General features: G+C 74.2%; 14 protein-coding genes. 8 read left to right on the top strand and 6 right to left on the bottom strand.

What is annotated here, in order from left to right; translation table 11 throughout:
- Nucleotides 1-108: 108 nt before the first annotated feature.
- The 3 genes from AB0C21_RS32065 to AB0C21_RS32055 all read right to left on the bottom strand — a co-directional run bounded on the left by AB0C21_RS32065 (nucleotide 109) and on the right by AB0C21_RS32055 (nucleotide 3,378).
- The gene (locus tag AB0C21_RS32065) at nucleotides 109-270 is read right to left on the bottom strand and encodes a hypothetical protein (RefSeq protein ID WP_500209269.1); all 162 of its coding nucleotides are present in this window, start codon (nucleotides 268-270) and stop codon (nucleotides 109-111) included.
- A 267-nt stretch (nucleotides 271-537) separates the two neighbouring features.
- The gene (locus tag AB0C21_RS32060) at nucleotides 538-2,085 is read right to left on the bottom strand and encodes a carboxylesterase/lipase family protein (RefSeq protein WP_500209488.1); all 1,548 of its coding nucleotides are present in this window, start codon (nucleotides 2,083-2,085) and stop codon (nucleotides 538-540) included.
- Between the two features lie 309 nt (nucleotides 2,086-2,394).
- The gene (locus AB0C21_RS32055) at nucleotides 2,395-3,378 is read right to left on the bottom strand and encodes a DUF2804 domain-containing protein (RefSeq protein WP_500209267.1); all 984 of its coding nucleotides are present in this window, start codon (nucleotides 3,376-3,378) and stop codon (nucleotides 2,395-2,397) included.
- 134 nt (nucleotides 3,379-3,512) lie between these two features.
- On the opposite strand from AB0C21_RS32055, the gene hpnC reads away from it, so the two are divergent.
- Genes hpnC through hpnH form a run of 6 tightly spaced genes read left to right on the top strand, consistent with a single transcriptional unit; the run spans nucleotide 3,513 to nucleotide 10,627 of the window.
- Entirely contained in the window at nucleotides 3,513-4,376 is an 864-nt protein-coding gene (gene hpnC / locus AB0C21_RS32050) for a squalene synthase HpnC (protein ID WP_500209265.1), read from the top strand.
- Entirely contained in the window at nucleotides 4,373-5,290 is a 918-nt protein-coding gene (gene hpnD / locus AB0C21_RS32045) for a presqualene diphosphate synthase HpnD (RefSeq protein WP_500209264.1), read from the top strand. The genes hpnC and hpnD overlap by 4 nt, the downstream gene beginning before the upstream one ends.
- Nucleotides 5,287-6,606: a hydroxysqualene dehydroxylase HpnE gene (gene hpnE / locus AB0C21_RS32040; protein WP_500209262.1), complete on the top strand. Its 1,320-nt coding sequence runs from the start codon at nucleotides 5,287-5,289 to the stop codon at nucleotides 6,604-6,606. Before hpnD ends, hpnE begins: the two co-directional genes overlap by 4 nt.
- Nucleotides 6,603-7,628 carry a polyprenyl synthetase family protein gene (locus AB0C21_RS32035; protein ID WP_149264820.1) on the top strand — a complete coding sequence of 342 codons (1,026 nt, stop codon included), beginning with the start codon at nucleotides 6,603-6,605 and terminating at the stop codon, nucleotides 7,626-7,628. Before hpnE ends, AB0C21_RS32035 begins: the two co-directional genes overlap by 4 nt.
- Complete coding sequence (gene shc, locus AB0C21_RS32030; protein WP_500209260.1) at nucleotides 7,628-9,622, top strand: squalene--hopene cyclase; 1,995 nt, start codon at nucleotides 7,628-7,630, stop codon at nucleotides 9,620-9,622. The genes AB0C21_RS32035 and shc overlap by 1 nt, the downstream gene beginning before the upstream one ends.
- Entirely contained in the window at nucleotides 9,623-10,627 is a 1,005-nt protein-coding gene (hpnH, locus tag AB0C21_RS32025) for an adenosyl-hopene transferase HpnH (RefSeq protein WP_500209258.1), read from the top strand.
- 123 nt (nucleotides 10,628-10,750) lie between these two features.
- Here hpnH and AB0C21_RS32020 read toward each other — a convergent pair whose 3' ends face one another.
- Complete coding sequence (locus AB0C21_RS32020; RefSeq protein ID WP_500209257.1) at nucleotides 10,751-12,733, bottom strand: bifunctional phosphatase PAP2/O-acyltransferase family protein; 1,983 nt, start codon at nucleotides 12,731-12,733, stop codon at nucleotides 10,751-10,753.
- Nucleotides 12,734-12,947: 214 nt separating this feature from the next.
- Here AB0C21_RS32020 and AB0C21_RS32015 point away from each other — a divergent pair, with 214 nt between their 5' ends.
- Together AB0C21_RS32015 and AB0C21_RS32010 are read left to right on the top strand one after the other, a co-directional pair.
- On the top strand, nucleotides 12,948-13,592 hold the full coding sequence (locus AB0C21_RS32015) for a PadR family transcriptional regulator (protein ID WP_353820597.1): 645 nt from the start codon (nucleotides 12,948-12,950) through the stop codon (nucleotides 13,590-13,592).
- A gap of 2 nt (nucleotides 13,593-13,594) precedes the next feature.
- Nucleotides 13,595-14,137: a DUF1707 SHOCT-like domain-containing protein gene (locus AB0C21_RS32010; protein ID WP_500209255.1), complete on the top strand. Its 543-nt coding sequence runs from the start codon at nucleotides 13,595-13,597 to the stop codon at nucleotides 14,135-14,137.
- 11 nt (nucleotides 14,138-14,148) lie between these two features.
- Here AB0C21_RS32010 and AB0C21_RS32005 read toward each other — a convergent pair whose 3' ends face one another.
- Nucleotides 14,149-14,793 carry a response regulator gene (locus AB0C21_RS32005; protein WP_500209253.1) on the bottom strand — a complete coding sequence of 215 codons (645 nt, stop codon included), beginning with the start codon at nucleotides 14,791-14,793 and terminating at the stop codon, nucleotides 14,149-14,151.
- Complete coding sequence (locus tag AB0C21_RS32000; RefSeq protein WP_500209252.1) at nucleotides 14,790-16,142, bottom strand: sensor histidine kinase; 1,353 nt, start codon at nucleotides 16,140-16,142, stop codon at nucleotides 14,790-14,792. The genes AB0C21_RS32005 and AB0C21_RS32000 overlap by 4 nt, the downstream gene beginning before the upstream one ends.
- Nucleotides 16,143-16,147 lie beyond the last annotated feature (5 nt).

The following is a 16,147-nucleotide window of genomic DNA, read 5'->3' as shown; positions in this document are numbered from 1 at the left end:
ACGAGTTGACCCCGCCAAACGCCGCAGCCAGCCCCCCATTTGCCCGGCAACAGAGACGGGTGCGGCCGGAAGGAGTTTCGGCCGCACCCGCCCTCATGCTGCGTTGCTCTACTTGAGCCAGAGGATCCACGGCGGGTAGCCGAGGTCCTGCGTGCACTTGTAGGAGTTGAACCCCTCACGCACGTACTGCTGCCCGGCGTCGATGCACTTGGACTTGCTGGTGTAGCGGCCGTAGGACTTCCAGTCGGCGGCATGGGCGGGCACGCTCATGCCGCAGACCGCAGCGACGGCGAGCCCGACACCAACGGCTGACCTGCGAAGGCGCATACGCATCCTCCTCCCTCTGGGGGGCGGCCGAAATGATCTTCGGCGCGATGGGTCCACGATGCGCTCAAGATCCAGTCCGCGCAAGAGGTCCAATGGCACCCGTTGTGGATCATGGATTCCTGCCGAGAACAAGGGCTCCGCGTGGTCATCTTCCGCCATGCCGCCCCGCCTGTCGCACCGTGCGACAGGCGGGGCGTCGGGCGCGTCGGGTCAGAGGGAGTTCCAGAAGGAGCAGTTGCTGGTCTCGGTGGTGTCGGTCGGGTGGATGCCGCCGGAACCGGGCGCCAGGTACAGGACGTCGTCCGGCGAACGGAAACGGGGCCAGTCAGGGGCTTGGCGCGCCATCGGCCTGCCGTTGCGGGCGAAGGACGTCCAGTAGCCCACCATGGCGTCGGAGAGCCGCTCCTGCGGCGGCTTCAGGTCGCCGTACAGGCCGGGGAACAGGTAGGTCAGCTCGCTGGTGTGCTCGGCGCCCTCTTCGAAGCCGGGGACGTCGAGCAGCGGTGGAGCGTCGCGGTCGGCGAACTGGTACGCGTACACCGGGACGCCCGCACGCTTGAGCAGGCGGAACGCGTCCTGGTGGGCGCAGGCCGACACCAGTTCGTTGGAATCGGTCTGGAGCGCCGCCAGCGCGAGCCTGGGTTCGGGGTAGTCCGCCGCCGGGTAGCGGGCCAGGATCTTGTCCGCGTCGGCGCCGTAGGTGGAGCGGACGACGTCCTCGTACTCGGCCGCGGTGATGGGGTTCGGGAAGCCGAGGGAGACGAACAGGCGCATCTCGTCCAGCGTGTTGCCGTGCATCACCGGCACCCGGTTGATGCGGCCTTGTTCGATCGCCTGCGCCGGCTCCAGCGGCAGGACGCGGTCGCCGCCCGCGACGGGGCCCGCCTCCGTCGCCTTGGCCTCGAAGGTCTCCAGCAGCGTCTTGACGGGCACCGCGCGCAGGCACGCGGCATTGGCCGGGGCCGAGCCCTTGTCGCACCCCATGGCCTTGGCGATCGCCGCCCCTTCGGCCTCGGCCGAGGCCTCGGCGCGGACGGGTGCGGTACAGGTGTAGCTCTGCGCGATGACCTTGTGGAACAGCCCCGCGGCCGTGGGCGAGGCGAGGTTGGCGCAGGTGTCCGCGCCACCGGCGGACTCGCCGAACAGCGTGACGTTCCCGGGGTCACCGCCGAAGGTCTCGGCGTTGCGCCGCACCCAGCGCAGGGCGGCCTGCTGGTCGAGCAGGCCGTAGTTGCCCGCCTGGTAGCCGCGGTCTGCGCCGGTCTCCAGGGACGGGTCCGCGAGCCACCCGAGCGGGCCGAGGCGGTAGTTGATCGTGACGACCACGACGCCGCCGTTCACGGCCAGTTTGGCGGCATTGTGGATGCTCGCGGTGCCGGTCGTGTTACCGCCGCCGTGCACCCACACCATTACGGGCAGTCCGTGCCGGCGATTCTTGCGGTCCGGCGTGGTGACGTTCAGATGGAGGCAGTCTTCTTCGTAGCTCGTCTCACCACCATAGGGGGCGGGGAGTTGCGCGCATTGGCCGCGCGGGGACGTGGCGTCGTAGACGCCCTTCCACGCGCGCGCCGGCTGCGGTGGCCTGAAGCGCAGGTCCCCGGTCGGCGGTGCGGCATAGGGAATGCCCTGGAACAGCCGGTAGCCGTCTTTGACCAGGCCTCGCACCGGCCCGAGGTCGGTCCGGACGACGGCGGACGAATCCGGTGCCCGGTGCTGGGCCGCCGCTGGAGCAGCACCTCCTAAAACGAGGGCGGCCACGAGTAGCGGAATGGTTCTGAGCCTCACAGGGTCCCCTTTCAGCGCGACTCTTTCCGGCACCCCCGATGCCCGGTCCGCCGAAGCAGGGCCCCGGAAACCCGGTCGCCGAGAACCGGATCCCCGAGAACCCGGTCCGCCGGACCAGATCCCCGATCTTCCTGATCAAAAGGAGAACTTGATCCCGAAAGGGAGGCAAGCGCGCTACCGGCAAATCGTCCAGTATGTGGTGATTTCGTTGTCCGCCCGTGACAACGAAGGACGGCGCCGTTCAGCACCCCGAGGACCCGGCGCGGTCGCTGAACGCGCGGCTCACCAGCGCTGACGCGCCTCCTCGGCCCATCCCGTGAGGCCGTCCACGTCGATCCACGTGCCGTCGTCGCTCTGGACGCGTCCGCTGAAGTGCCCGAAGCACTGATGCGTCTCGGTACCGACGACGCCCAGCTCGGTGCGCGTGGCCTTCTCATGGAACGGCCGGAACTCGACCTCGACGCGCGCCCCGCGGATCGTCCACGGGCGCAGCCAGTCGGCGCGGTCGTACGACCAGTCGAGCTCCTCGCCGATCTTGTGGAGCCGGCCGTCCACGAACAGCGCGTTCTCCGTCATGCCCGTGCCGTCGGTCCACTTGCCGCCGAGCTGGAGAGCCAGGCCGGGCCCGCACGCCGCCGCCCAGTTCCACGTCATCCGGTACGGCCACTTGCCGCGCCCGTGGTCGAGGACGGCGAAGGCGCCCTCCCCGATCTCGTGGTCGCCGGACGGGAGCCGCAGCCGCCCCCGCACGGGGCGCCCGAGGTCCTTGACCGTGTACTGGAACCGCCGGTCGCTCCAGGGGACCACCACACCGAGCGACTCGTGGCCGTCCGGCAGCGGGATCCGGACGTCCAGGTCCACCAGTCCGGGGACGAGCGCCCGCACGCGCGAGCCGGACGGGTCCTGCCGGACGCCGACCGCGAACCCCGCCCCGCGCACCGACGCCTCCCCCTCGCCGCTGCGGTCGGGGAACACCGCGCCGCGCGCGAACGGGACCACGCCGTCCCTGGAGGTCTCCTCGCCGGTCTCGCGGTCCAGCACGTACACGCCGTGGACCGCGGCGTAGTCAAGCGACGAGGCGACCAGCCCCACGATGTGCCGCGGGGTGACGATGCCCCAGTACTCCCAGCGCTTGGCCCGCCCCCAGCCGCGCAGGTTCGCGCGGTGCAGCGGGCGGCGGGTCCAGCCGACCGCCGCGGGATCGAGGCGCCCGTCCGGCGTGCACAGGTCGACGGGCTCGGTGATCTCGCGCTCATGGGTCGGCATGCCCCGAGGCTACCGAGCGGGCCCGCGCGGCCCCGCGTCCCCCGGAACGGTTCAGCCCCGGACACGCCGCCGTTTAAACAAGCCCATACCTCGGCCAGAGTTTCTCTCGTGCCGGACCGGTCGATGTCCTCTAGGTGATCATTGAACCGCCCTGGAGCGCCGAGGAGCACGACCGCGCGCTGGACCGGCTCGCCGCGCGGGAGAACTTCCCGGTGGCGGCGCGGGTCCTGCCCGCCCGGCACCGCGCCGCCCTGCGGGCCGTCTACGGCTTCGCGCGGCTCGTCGACGACATCGGCGACGAGGCGCCGCCGGAGCAGCGGTCCAAGCTGCTCGGCCTCGTGGACGACGACCTGGACCGCGTCTTCGCCGGGCGGACGCCCGTCCTGCCGCAGCTGCGGAGGCTCGCGGGGACGGTGCACGCGCACCGGCTCCCGGAGGACCCGTTCCGCGACCTCGTGCAGGCGAACCGGCAGGACCAGACCGTCCACCGGTACGAGACGTTCGCCGATCTCAAGGGGTACTGCGCACTGTCCGCCGCGCCGGTGGGACGCATCGTCCTGCACCTGTTCGGCGCGTACACGCCAAGGCTGGCGGCCGCGTCCGACGACGTCTGCGCGGCGCTGCAGATCATCGAGCACGTCCAGGACGCCGGGCAGGACCACCGCGCCGGCCGGATCTACCTGCCCGGCGAGGACCTGCGCCGGTTCGGCTGCGCCGAGGAGGACCTCGCGCGGCCGGTGACGCCGACCCGGCTGCGCGGCGTTCTGGCGCTGCAGGCAGGCCGCGCCCGCGAACTGCTGGACGGCGGCGCCGTGCCCCTGATGTCGGGCCTGACGGGATGGGCGCGCATCGCCGTGGCGGGCTACGTGGCCGGCGGGCGCGGGGCGCTGTCGGCTCTGGAACGCGGGCGGTACGACGTGCTCGCGCATGCGCTGCGTCCACGGCGGGCCACGCTGCCGGCCGGGTGGGCGCGGGCCCTTGGAAGGAGGGGGCGATGACGGTTTCGGAGGCGTGCGAGCGTTCCGACCGGGTTGTCGAGGCGTACCGGCACTGCGAGCGGGTGGTGCGCGAGGAGGCGCGCAACTTCTCCTACGGGATCCGGCTGATGCCGGCCCCGAAGCGGCGGGCGATGAGCGCCGTCTACGCGTTCGCGCGCGGCATCGACGACATCGGCGACGGCCCCGAGCCGGCGTGCGTGCGGCTCGACCTGCTGGACCGGTCGCGGCAGCGGCTGACGACCGTGCAGGAGGTGCTGCGGCGGCGCGTGGACGTCCGGGCGCTGGAGGGGCATCCGGTGCTGACCGCGCTGGCGGACGCGGCGAGCCGCTTCCCGATCCCCCTGGAGGCGTTCGAGGAGCTGATCGACGGCTGCGAGGACGACGTGCGCGGCGCCGACTACGAGACCTTCGACGACCTGCTGCGCTACTGCCAGCGGGTCGCGGGCTCGGTCGGGCGGCTGTCGCTCGGGGTGTTCGGGGCCGAGGGCCGGCAGCGGGCCGAGGGCCTCGCCGACTCGCTCGGTGTCGCGCTGCAGCTCACCAACATCCTGCGGGACCTGCGCGAGGACCGGCTGGCCGGGCGGATCTACATCCCGGCCGAGGACCTCGCGCGGTTCGGCTGCACGCTGCAGCTGGACGAGTCGGGCGCGTTCGTCGACCCGCCATGGCGGCTGAGCGAGCTGATCGGCTTCCAGGCGGAGCGGGCACGGGCCTGGTACGCCGAAGGGCTGCGGCTGCTGCCGCTGCTGGACCGGCGCAGCGCCGCGTGCACGGCGGCGATGGCCGGCATCTACCGGCGGCTCCTGGAGAGCATCGCCGCGAGCCCGCAGATCGCGCTGAACGCGCGGATGTCGCTGCCGACTTGGCAGAAGGCCGTGGTGGCGGCGCGCGCGCTGTCGGGGGTGGAGCGGTGAGCGTCGTCATCGTGGGCGGGGGGCTCGCGGGCATCAGCGCGGCCATCGCGCTCCAGGAGTCGGGCGTGCCGGTCACGCTCCTGGAGTCCCGGCCATGGCTGGGCGGCGCCACGCACTCGTTCGGCCGGGGCGAGCTGAGCGTCGACAACGGCCAGCACGTGTTCCTGCGGTGCTGCACCGCCTACCAGGGGCTGCTGCACCGGCTCCGCGCCGACCACCTCGTCGACGTGCAGGACAGGTTCGACGTCCCCATCCTGCGCGCGGGCGCCCCGCCGGCGCGGCTGCGCAGGTCGGGCCTGCCGAGCCCGCTGCACCTGCTGCCCGCGCTGGCCCGGTACGCGCCGCTGTCGGCCGCCGACCGGCTGCGGGCCGTGCGCGCCGCCGCGGCCCTGCGGCGCCTCGACCCCGACGACCCGGCGCTCGACCAGGTCTCCGCCGGGGCGTGGCTGGCGCTGCGCGGGCAGCGGCCGTGGGCGCGGGAGGCGCTGTGGGGGCTGTTCCTCACGTCCGCGCTGAACGCCGAGGTGGACGAGGCCGCGCTCGGGCTGTCGGCGATGGTGTGCCGCCGGGCCCTGTTCGGACGCCCCGACGCGGCCGACATCGGGCTGCCGCTCGTCCCGCTGGAGGAGCTGCACGGCGGCCCGGCGCTGCGGCGCATCGCGGAGATGGGCGGGACCGTCCGGCTGAAGGCCCGGGTCGAGGCGGTCACCGCCGACCCGAAGGTGGTCGTGGACGGGGCGCCGATCGCGGCGGACGCGGTGATCATGGCGGTGCCGCACGAGGCGGCGGCGCGGCTGCTGCCGATCGAGGCGCTGCCCGACCCGCTGCGCTGGCCCGAGCTGGACGCCAGCCCGATCGTGAACGTGCACGTCGTCTACGACCGCACGGTCATGGACGCGCCGTTCGCCGCCGCCGTCGGCTCGCCCGTGCAGTGGGTGTTCGACCGGACGGCGGTGAGCGGGCTGCGCCGCGGCCAGTACCTCGCGGTCTCGCTGTCGGCCGCCGACCGGTGGATCGACATGCCGACCGCCGAGCTGCGCTCACGGTTCGTCCCGGAGCTGCGGCGCCTGCTGCCCGCCGCGTGGGGCGCGGAGGTCCGGGAGGTGTTCGTGACGCGGGAGCGGCGCGCGACGTTCCGGCAGCGCCCCGGCAGCGGGGCCGCCCGGCCGGGCGCGGCGACGCGCGCGCCGGGCCTGTACCTGGCCGGCGCGTGGACCGACACGGGCTGGCCCGACACCATGGAGGGAGCAGTGCGCAGCGGTCTCACCGCCGCCCGCCTGGTCCGCCGCCACCTGGAGAAGGTGAAGGACCGATGACGGCCGTGCCCGTTTCGCTGACCGATGTCCGTGAGCTGGTCGACGGCGCGCTGCGCGCCGCGGTCGGGCGGCTCGACCCGCGCACCTACCGGGTCGCGGCCTACCACCTCGGCTGGACCGACGAGGAGGGCCGCCCCCGCAAGGCGCCGGCGGGCAAGGCGCTGCGCCCGGCGCTGGCGCTGCTGTCCGCGCGCGCCGCCCTGGCGCCCCCGGAGAGCGGGCTGCCGGGCGCCGTCGCCGTCGAGCTGGCCCACGCGTTCTCACTCCTGCACGACGACATCATGGACCGCGACCGGACGCGCAGGCACCGCCCGGCGGCGTGGACCGTGTTCGGCGAGGCGTCCGCGATCCTCGCCGGCGACGCGCTCCTCGCGCTCGCGGGCGAGGTCCTGCTGGAGGCGCCCGGCCAGGGCTCGGCGCGGGCGGCACGTGCGCTCGCCGGAGCCGTCCGCCGCCTGGTCGCCGGGCAGTCCCTCGACATGGACTTCGAGACGCGCAGGCAGATCAGCGTGGACGAGTGCGTCGCGATGGCGTCCGGCAAGACCGCCGCGCTGCTCGCGTGCTCCTGCTCGATCGGGGCCGTCCTGGACGGGGCGTCGGACCGGCTGTGCACGGCGCTGGAGGCGTTCGGCGAGGACCTCGGCCTCGCGTTCCAGCTCGTGGACGACCTGCTGGGCATCTGGGGCGACCCGGCGGCCACCGGCAAGCCCGCCCAGTCGGACCTGCGGTCCCGCAAGATGTCGCTGCCGGTCGTCGCCGCGCTGAACTCCGGGACCCCGGAGGCGGCGCGGCTGGCCGAACTTTACGCGCGGCCCCTTCCGGCCGACGAGGAGCCCGCCGAGGAGGAGCTGGCCGAGGCAGCCGCGCTGGTGGAGGCGGCGGGCGGGCGCGCGTGGGCCGAGATGGAGGCCGAGAGCCGCATCCAGCGCGCCGCCGAGCACCTCCTCGCCGCGCGGCTGCCGGACCCCGTCCGCACCGAGTTCCTGCACATCGCCGACTTCGTCACCCGCCGGGACCACTGATGACGACCACGGAGCCCACCACAGAACCGGTGCCCGCCACAGCACCGGCACCCGCCACAGGACCGGCACCGATCGCGGAGATGCCGCCCGCCGCAGAGGCGATGCCCACCGCGGCGCCGCCGCACCCTGACGGGCCGGCCAGGCTCAGGACGGCCGCCGAGGCGCTGGCGGCCGCTCGCGACCACCTGCTCCGCCTCCAGTCGCCCGAGGGCTGGTGGAAGGGCGAGCTCCAGACCAACGTGACGATGGACGCCGAGGACCTGCTGCTGCGCGAGTTCCTCGGCATCCGCGACGAGGCGGACACCGTCGAGGCCGCGCGCTGGATCAGGTCGCAGCAGTCCGCCGACGGCACCTGGGCGAACTTCCACGACGGGCCACCGGACCTGTCCACGACCGTGGAGGCCTACGTCGCGCTGCGGCTCGCGGGAGACCGGCCCGACGAGGGCCACATGGTCCGCGCCGCCGCGTTCATACGGAGCGGGGGCGGGATCCCGGCGACCCGCGTCTTCACGCGGTTCTGGCTGGCGATGTTCGGCCGCTGGCCGTGGGAGGAGCTGCCGGCGCTGCCGCCGGAGATGGTGCTGCTGCCGCGCTGGTTCCCGCTGAACGTCTACGACTGGGCGTGCTGGGCGCGGCAGACCATCGTCCCGCTGACGGTGGTGGCCGCGCTGCGTCCCGTCCGGCCGCTGCCGTTCGCGCTGGACGAGCTGTACCCCGACTACGACGTCCCCCATGACGGCGGGCAGGGCCTGTCCGGATGGGACGCGGCGTTCGGGGCGCTCGACAAGGCCCTGCACGTGTACGAGCGGCGCCCGGCGAAGGGGCTGCGCAGGGCCGCCCTCCGCCGCGCCGCCGAGTGGATCATCGCGCGGCAGGAGCGGGACGGGTCCTGGGGCGGGATCCAGCCGCCCTGGGTGTACTCGCTGCTCGCGCTGCACCTGCTGGGCTACGGCCTCGAACACCCGATCGTCCGGCGGGGCCTGGACGGGCTGGAGCGGTTCACGATCCGGGACGCCGGGGGCCGCCGGCTGGAGGCCTGCCAGTCCCCCGTCTGGGACACCGCCCTCGCGATGAACGCGCTGGCCGACGCGGGCCTGCCCGCCGGGCATCCCGCCCTGGAACGGGCCGCCGAATGGCTGATCCGCGAGGAGGTGAAGGGGCCGGGCGACTGGTCGGTGCGGCGCCCCGACCTGCCTCCGGGCGGCTGGGCGTTCGAGTTCGACAACGACTGCTACCCCGACACCGACGACACCGCCGAGGTGATCCTCGCGCTCGGCCGCGTCCGGCACCTGGCGGCCGGGCCGGCGATCGAGCGGGGGCTGCGCTGGATGGCGGGAATGGCCTCCCGGGACGGCGGGTTCGGCGCGTTCGACGCCGACAACACCCGCGCCCTGTGCCGCCGGCTGCCGTTCTGCGACTTCGGCGAGGTCATCGACCCGCCGTCCGCCGACGTCACCGCGCACGTCGTGGAGGCGATGTCGCACCGCGGCATGGCCGACTCGCCGGTGGTCAAGCGGGCCGTCGTGTGGCTGCTGAAGGCGCAGGAGCCGGACGGGTCGTGGTTCGGCCGCTGGGGCGCCAACCACGTGTACGGGACGGGCTGCGTCGTGCCCGCGCTCGTCGCGGCGGGCGTCCGGCCGGGCAAGCGGGCGATCCGCGACGCGGTCGGCTGGCTGGAGCGCCACCAGCGCGACGACGGCGGCTGGGGCGAGGACCTGCGCTCCTACCGGGACCGGACGTGGATCGGGCACGGCGTCTCGACGCCGTCGCAGACCGCGTGGGCGCTGCTCGCCCTGCTGGCCGCCGGGGAGCGCGGACCGGCCGTCGAGCGCGGGGTCCGCTGGCTCGTGGAGCACCAGCGCGCGGACGGGACCTGGGACGAGGACCACTTCACCGGCACCGGGTTCCCGGGCGACTTCTACATCAACTACCACCTGTACCGGATCGTGTTCCCGCTCTCGGCGCTCGGCCGGTACCTGAAGGAGATCTCCTAAATGGCGATGCCACTGCGCCAGAGCCTGCGCGTCGGCGGCTACGTGCTGCGCAACAGGCTCGCGGGGCGGACGAAGTATCCCCTGATCATGGAGCTGGAGCCGCTGTTCGCGTGCAATCTGGCGTGCGCGGGCTGCGGGAAGATCCAGCATCCGGCGGACGTGCTCAAGCAGCGGATGCCGGTCGAGCAGGCGGTCGCGGCGGTCCGCGAGTGCGGCGCCCCGATGGTGTCGATCGCGGGCGGCGAGCCGCTGATGCATCCGCGGATCGGCGAGCTGGTCGCCGAGCTGGTCCGGATGAGGCGGTACGTGTTCCTGTGCACGAACGCCGCGCTGATCCCCAAGAAGATCGATCAGTTCCGGCCGTCGCGCTACTTCGCCTGGGCGGTGCACATCGACGGGCTGCGCGAGCGGCACGACGCGTCCGTCTGCAAGGAGGGCGTGTTCGACCAGGCGGTGGACGCGATCAGAATGTGCCAGGAGCGCGGGTTCCGGGTCACGACGAACACGACGGTGTTCAACACCGACACCCCGCAGACCGTCATCGACGTCCTCGACTACCTCAACGACGAGCTGCGCGTCGACCAGATGATGATCTCGCCCGCGTACGCGTACGAGAAGGCGCCCGACCAGGACCACTTCCTCGGCGTGCAGGAGACCCGGAGCCTGTTCCGCAAGGCGTTCGCCGACGGCCGGCGCAAGCGCTGGCGGTTCAACCACTCGCCGATGTTCCTGGACTTCCTCGAGGGGAAGGTCGACTTCCCGTGCACGGCGTGGGCCATCCCGTCGTACTCGCTGAAGGGCTGGCAGCGGCCCTGCTACCTGATGGACGACGGCTACGCCGCGACCTACCAGGAGCTCCTCGACACCACCGACTGGGACGCCTACGGGCGGGGCCGCGACGACCGGTGCGCGAACTGCATGGCGCACTGCGGCTACGAGCCCACCGCCGTGTTCGCGACGATGGGCTCGCTCAAGGAGTCGCTGCGCGCCGTGCGAAGCGTGTGATCAGGCCCGCCCGGCTTGTGAGCAGGCGGGACGTGTGATCAGGCCGGGCGCGTGATCAGGCGGGGCGCGTGATCAGGCCGGACATGTGATCAGGCCGGACATGTGATCAGGCCGGACATGTGATCAGGCGGGGCCTTCCCGGAGCTCCTCGATGACGTCGTGGACGGCGTCCATCAGGGCGTCGGCGTCCTCCGCCAGGCCCGGGTCGACCGAGAGGCCGAAGCACAGCTCGCCGTTGACGCCGAGCCCGGCGATCGCCAGGGGCGTGCCGGGGGCGAGCGGGACGATCGGGTACACGGCGGTGATCGGGGCGCCGCACAGCCGCAGCTGCGTGTCGGGCCCGGGAAGGCTGGAAACGGTGCCCTGCAGGAACCGGCCGCTGTAGGACATGCGCGCGAAGCGGGCGTGCAGCGGGGGCGGCATCAGCCGTCCGGCCTGCCACATCACGAACCACGCCGCCTGGGCCCGCGTCCCGGAGCGCAGCACCCGGCCGCGCTCGGCGATCAGGGCGAGCCGCTCGGTCTCGGTCATCTTCCCGATCGGCAGGTCCACCATCACGGCGGTGGTGTGGTTGCCCACCATCGCGCTGCCCGGCGGCCGCATCATCAGCGGGACCGCGACGCGGCACGTGCCGGGCCGGCCGGCCTCCTCGCTGACGCTGCGGTTCAGGGCGCCCGCGACCGCGCACAGCACGACGTCGGTGACCCGGGTGCCGTAGCGGCGGGCCACGTCCCGCACCATGCCGAGCGGCAGGACCATGGTGCCGAACCGGCGCTCGCTGGTCCCGGAGGCGGGCAGCGGCTCAGGCCGGCCGACGGCGGTGGCGAGCTGGCCGAGCCCGACCACGGTGGCGAGCGCCTTGCGGAACGGCGCCCGGGGAGGCGCGGCGACCGGCTCTGGCGGCGGCTCCATCAGGTGGACGGCCTGCGCCACGATGCCGACGCCGTCGGCGACCACGTGATGCATCATGTAGGCGACCGCCGTGCGGCCGGGCTCGGCGCCCTTGAGCACGACCATCCGCCAGGGCGGGCGGTCCAGCGGCAGCATCTCGGACTGGAGCCGGGCCACCTCGGCGCGCAGCCCGTCCATGCCGTCGACCTGCTTCTCGGCGACGTGCCACTCCCAGTCGACCCGGTCCTGGTCGCGCCAGAAGGGACGGCGCCAGCGGCCCCGCCGGACGAGCCGCTGCCGGAAGCGCGGCAGCCCGTCGAGGCGCTCCTCGATCACCCGGACGAGGTCGGCGCGGCCGACGCCGGCCCGCGAGGTGTCGAGCATGATGACGCCGCCGGCCTGCTGGGGCGCCTCGGGCGTCTCCACCGCGAGGAAGAACGCGTCCGGGCCCTGGACGCGCCCCGCGGGCGGGGCCGCACGGCGCTCGGCGAGGTAGACGGGCACGACGACGAACGGGATCGCCGCCACGGCGTCCAGCAGGTAGTGGTTCGCGGTCGCCAGGATGACGTAGAGGGTGACCAGGATGTGCACGGTGTTCAGCCCCTGCACCCAGCGCTTGGCCTTCACCCGCGCGAGTTCGACGCCGACCCACAGCGTCCAGGCCATGTGCAGGGACGGGACGGCGGCGAACTCGTCGGCGTACTTGACCAGCGGGGACCCCCACGACCCCCAGGTGCGGCCGTTGGCGACGGTGTCGACGAAGCCGAGGTCGGGGTGCATCAGCCTGGGCGGCATGACGGGGTAGAGCGCGAAGCACGCGAGGCCGGCGAGGTTGAGCATGACGAAGGCGTTGCGGGCCGTGCGGTACCGCTCGGGGTGGCGCAGGAACAGCCACACCAGCAGGGCGAGCGCGCTGGCGACGTAGGTGATGGCGTACTCGTAGTTGGCCAGGGCCCGCAGGACCGGCTGACCCGCCAGCCAACCGTTGAGGGTCGGCTCCACGTCGAGGTGGAGGGCGCGCTCCAGGGCGTACAGCGACTCCCCGTGCCCGCGGGCCGCTGTCGCCCGCGCCTGCTCGGGAAGCATCGCCACCAGCGCGTAGAGCGCGAAAAGCGCCAGGCCGAGCACGAGCTCGTTCCTGGCGCGGAGCCTGGTACCCGTGACGCCCGGGGTGAAGGCCGCGTCCTGCGCGGCGACCGCTTCCTGTGTGCCCATCGTCCCCTCGCCACGGTGGTACCCAAACACGCGCCGCCTCAGACGGCCCCGCGTCCGGCATTCGGAGAGCGGCTCCGGCCGGTTCCGGCGCACTCGCCGGATCGTGCCGGAAATCGGGGAACCATCTGGCCGATCCGTACGTCTTCGATATATCGTTGTCGTATCGCGAGAGGTCAGAGAGAGCTCTCAGAAGGTGGTGCAGAACATGGGGCACATGCACGGTCGCGGTCCCTGGGGCCGCGGTGACTTCCCGAACTTCGGCGCCCTGTTCGGCGGCGGGCCGGGCCCCTTCGGCCCGCCCGGCGGGTTCGGGCACGGGCCCGGTCCGCGCCCGCCGTGGGCGCGCGGGCGCGGCGGGCCGTGGGGCCGGGGCGCCAAGGCGCGCAAGGGGAACGTCCGGGCGGCGATCCTCGTGCTGCTGGCCGAGGAGCCGCGCAACGGCTACCAGATCATCCAGGAGATCAACGAGCGCAGCGACGGGGCCTGGAAGCCGAGCCCCGGCGCGGTCTACCCGGCGCTGCAGCAGCTCGCGGACGAGGGGCTGATCGTCGGCGACGAGGCCGGCGGCCGGCGCACCTTCCACCTCACCGACGAGGGCCGCGCCCACGTCGAGGAGAACGCCGACCGGCTCGCCGAGCCGTGGGCGGAGATGACGCCCGAGTTCGGCGAGGGCGTCCCCGAGCTGTTCAAGCAGGCCGCGCAGACGGGCGCCGCGGTGATGCAGATCGTCCACTCCGGCTCGCCGGAGCAGGTCGCCCAGGCCAAGGACGTCCTGTCGGAGACCCGGCGCAGCCTGTACCGCATACTGGCCGACGACCTCGGCGACCCGGGGCCGACGGCCGACGACACCGAGGAGTGATCATGGCCCGGCACGACGAGACGGCCATGCACGACGCGCTCCGCATCGGCGACGCCGAGCGGGACGCCGTCATGGTCGCCCTGCACGACCACTTCGCCGAGGGCAGGCTCGACCGCGCCGAGCTCGACGAGCGGCTGGAGGCCGTGCTGAGCGCCAGAACGCGCGGCGACCTGCGCGCCATCGTCCGGGACCTGCCGTCCCCGACGGGGCTGCCCGACCCCCGGAAGGAGACGCCCTGGGAGCCCGGGCACGCGTGGGAGCCGGGCATGGCGGTCATGTTCGGCGGCCCGGGGCACCCCGCCTGGCACCGCCATCAGCGGCATATGGCCCGCCGCCAGCACCACATGGCCCGCCGCCACCGGCCCGGGCCGCTCTTCCCGGCGTTCCCGGTCGTGTTCGCGGTGTTCCTGGTGCTCGCCTTCACCGCCGGGCCGGGCACGGGCCTCCTCGTCGCCCTGCAGATCGCCCTGGCCGTCTGGATCCTCCGCGCGGTCCTGCTGGCCTTCGGCATCCGCCGATCCCGCCGCCACGCCCCGGGCTCCTGACCCGGGACGGCTCAGCCCAGGCCGGCGTCCCGGGCCAGGAGGCCGGCCTGGGTGCGGTTGGCGCACCCGAGCTTGTCCAGCAGCCGGGAGACGTGGCCCTTGACGGTGGCCTCGCTGAGGTGGAGGCGTCCCGCGATCTGCGCGTTGGACAGGCCCTCGCCGAGGCAGGCCAGCACCTGCGTCTCCCGCCCGGTGAGCCCGCCGACGAGGGCGCGCGTCCGGTCGCGGCCGGACGCGCGGGCGTCGGCCGTGCCGAGCAGCCGCATCGTCGCGGCGGCCGACATGACCGTGTGCCCGTCGGCGGCGACCCGGACGAGCTTCACGAGGTCCTCGGGCGGCGTCGACTTCAGCAGGAACCCCGCCGCGCCCGCCCGCAGCGCCCGGATGACGTACTCGTCGGCGTCGAACGTGGTCAGCGCGACGACCACCGGCGGCGAGCGCAGCGCGGCGATCCGCTCGATCGCGGCGAGGCCGTCCACGCCCGGCATCCGCAGGTCCATGAGCACGACATGCGGCCGGTACCGGACGACGGCCTCGACGCCCGCCGCCCCGTCGCGCGCCTCCCCCACCACCCGGACGTCGTCCGCCGCGCCGAGGATCGTGCGCAGGTGCGCGCACACCATCGGCTCGTCGTCGACCAGCAGCACCGTGATCACGGGACGGGCCCGGCGAGGGGGAGGTAGGCGGGAAGGGACGCCTCGACGCGGAACCCGCCCAGGTGGGGCCCGGCCGCGAACGTCCCGCCGAGCAGCTCGACGCGCTCGCGGAGCCCCGCCAGGCCCGTCCCGGATCCGCTGGCGGCCAGCTCGGCGTCCGGTTCGCGGGACGGGGCGGCGTTGCGGACGGTCAGGGTCACGCCGTCCGTCCGGTAGCGGACGTCCACCCGGACGGCGGCGCCCGGCGCGTGCTTGCGGGCGTTCGTCAGCGCCTCCTGGACGATCCGGTACGCGGTGCGCCCGACGGCGGGCGAGGCGGACGGCGGGTCGCCGTGCTCGGCCAGCTCGACGGGGACGCCGACCGCCGCCGAGTCGGCGACCAGCTCGGACAGGTCGGGCAGCGGCGCGGACGAGGGGACGGGCGCCTCCCCGGGGTCGCGCCGCAGCAGGCCGATCACGTCGCGCAGCTCCTCCAGGGCCTGGCACCCGGTGCCGCGCAGCTCCTCGGCGGCCGCGCGGGTCGGCTCGTCCCGCGCCCGGACGCGCAGCGCCCCCGCCTGCAGCACCATCAGCGTCACCCGGTGCGCGACGACGTCGTGCATCTCGGCGGCGAGGCGGGCGCGCTCCTCGGCGCGGGCGCGCTCGGCCAGCAGGTGCCGTTCCCGCTCGGCCCGCTCCGCCCGCTCGGTCAGGCCCTGCAGGACGCGGCGCCGCGCGGCGGCGTACAGGCCGAGGAGCGCCCCGCCGACCACGACGGCGACGCTGCGGAAGACGATCCCCTCGACGCTCCCGGTGTCCTGCGCGGGTATCGAGCGCAGGGACGCCTCGGGCAGGACGTCCTGGAGGCGGACGATCGGAACGAGCATCGCGGCGACCGGCAGGGCGCGGAGCCAGGCGGGGCGGGCCGCGTCGCGGGGGAACGCCATCACCGCGTAGGCGGCGAGCGGCGCGGTCGGCGGCCACCAGGGCACGGGGGCGAGCGCGTGGTCGGCGTCCACCCTCAGCAGCGCGCCGGGGGCGATCAGCTCCACGACCCACACCAGGCCGGCGAATCCGGCGGTGAGCCAGGCGACGGTCATCGGCAGGCGCCGCCGGAGGATCAGCGCGGCGGCGGGCGCCATGAGCAGCGCGGCCGACGCGCCGCCGTACGGGCGGACGATCCCCGCCGGGTTCGTGGCGACGCTCACGCAGAGCGCCGCCCCGGCCAGCACCGCCACCGTGTCCGCGACGCGGTCGCGGCGCCGTCCGGGCGGCAGGAGCCGCGCCAGGACGGGAGGCGGTGAGGGCAGGCGGACCCGTCCCCGCCGCGGGCGGCCGTCCTCCCGCTCCCCGCGGTCCGCTGCGCTCATGCCCA

This window comes from Spirillospora sp. NPDC049024, from assembly GCF_040649235.1.
Classification (GTDB): domain Bacteria; phylum Actinomycetota; class Actinomycetes; order Streptosporangiales; family Streptosporangiaceae; genus Spirillospora.
This window is presented reverse-complemented; position numbering and strand designations above follow the sequence as displayed.

Coding starts and splice junctions, on each gene's coding strand:
- AB0C21_RS32065 (WP_500209269.1), bottom strand. CDS start 270: ATGAGCGTGCCCGCCCATGCCGCCGACTGGAAGTCCTACGGCCGCTAC.
- AB0C21_RS32055 (WP_500209267.1), bottom strand. CDS start 3,378: ATGCCGACCCATGAGCGCGAGATCACCGAGCCCGTCGACCTGTGCACG.
- hpnD (WP_500209264.1), top strand. CDS start 4,373: ATGACGGTTTCGGAGGCGTGCGAGCGTTCCGACCGGGTTGTCGAGGCG.
- AB0C21_RS32035 (WP_149264820.1), top strand. CDS start 6,603: ATGACGGCCGTGCCCGTTTCGCTGACCGATGTCCGTGAGCTGGTCGAC.
- shc (WP_500209260.1), top strand. CDS start 7,628: ATGACGACCACGGAGCCCACCACAGAACCGGTGCCCGCCACAGCACCG.
- hpnH (WP_500209258.1), top strand. CDS start 9,623: ATGGCGATGCCACTGCGCCAGAGCCTGCGCGTCGGCGGCTACGTGCTG.
- AB0C21_RS32020 (WP_500209257.1), bottom strand. CDS start 12,733: ATGGGCACACAGGAAGCGGTCGCCGCGCAGGACGCGGCCTTCACCCCG.
- AB0C21_RS32015 (WP_353820597.1), top strand. CDS start 12,948: ATGCACGGTCGCGGTCCCTGGGGCCGCGGTGACTTCCCGAACTTCGGC.
- AB0C21_RS32010 (WP_500209255.1), top strand. CDS start 13,595: ATGGCCCGGCACGACGAGACGGCCATGCACGACGCGCTCCGCATCGGC.
- AB0C21_RS32000 (WP_500209252.1), bottom strand. CDS start 16,142: ATGAGCGCAGCGGACCGCGGGGAGCGGGAGGACGGCCGCCCGCGGCGG.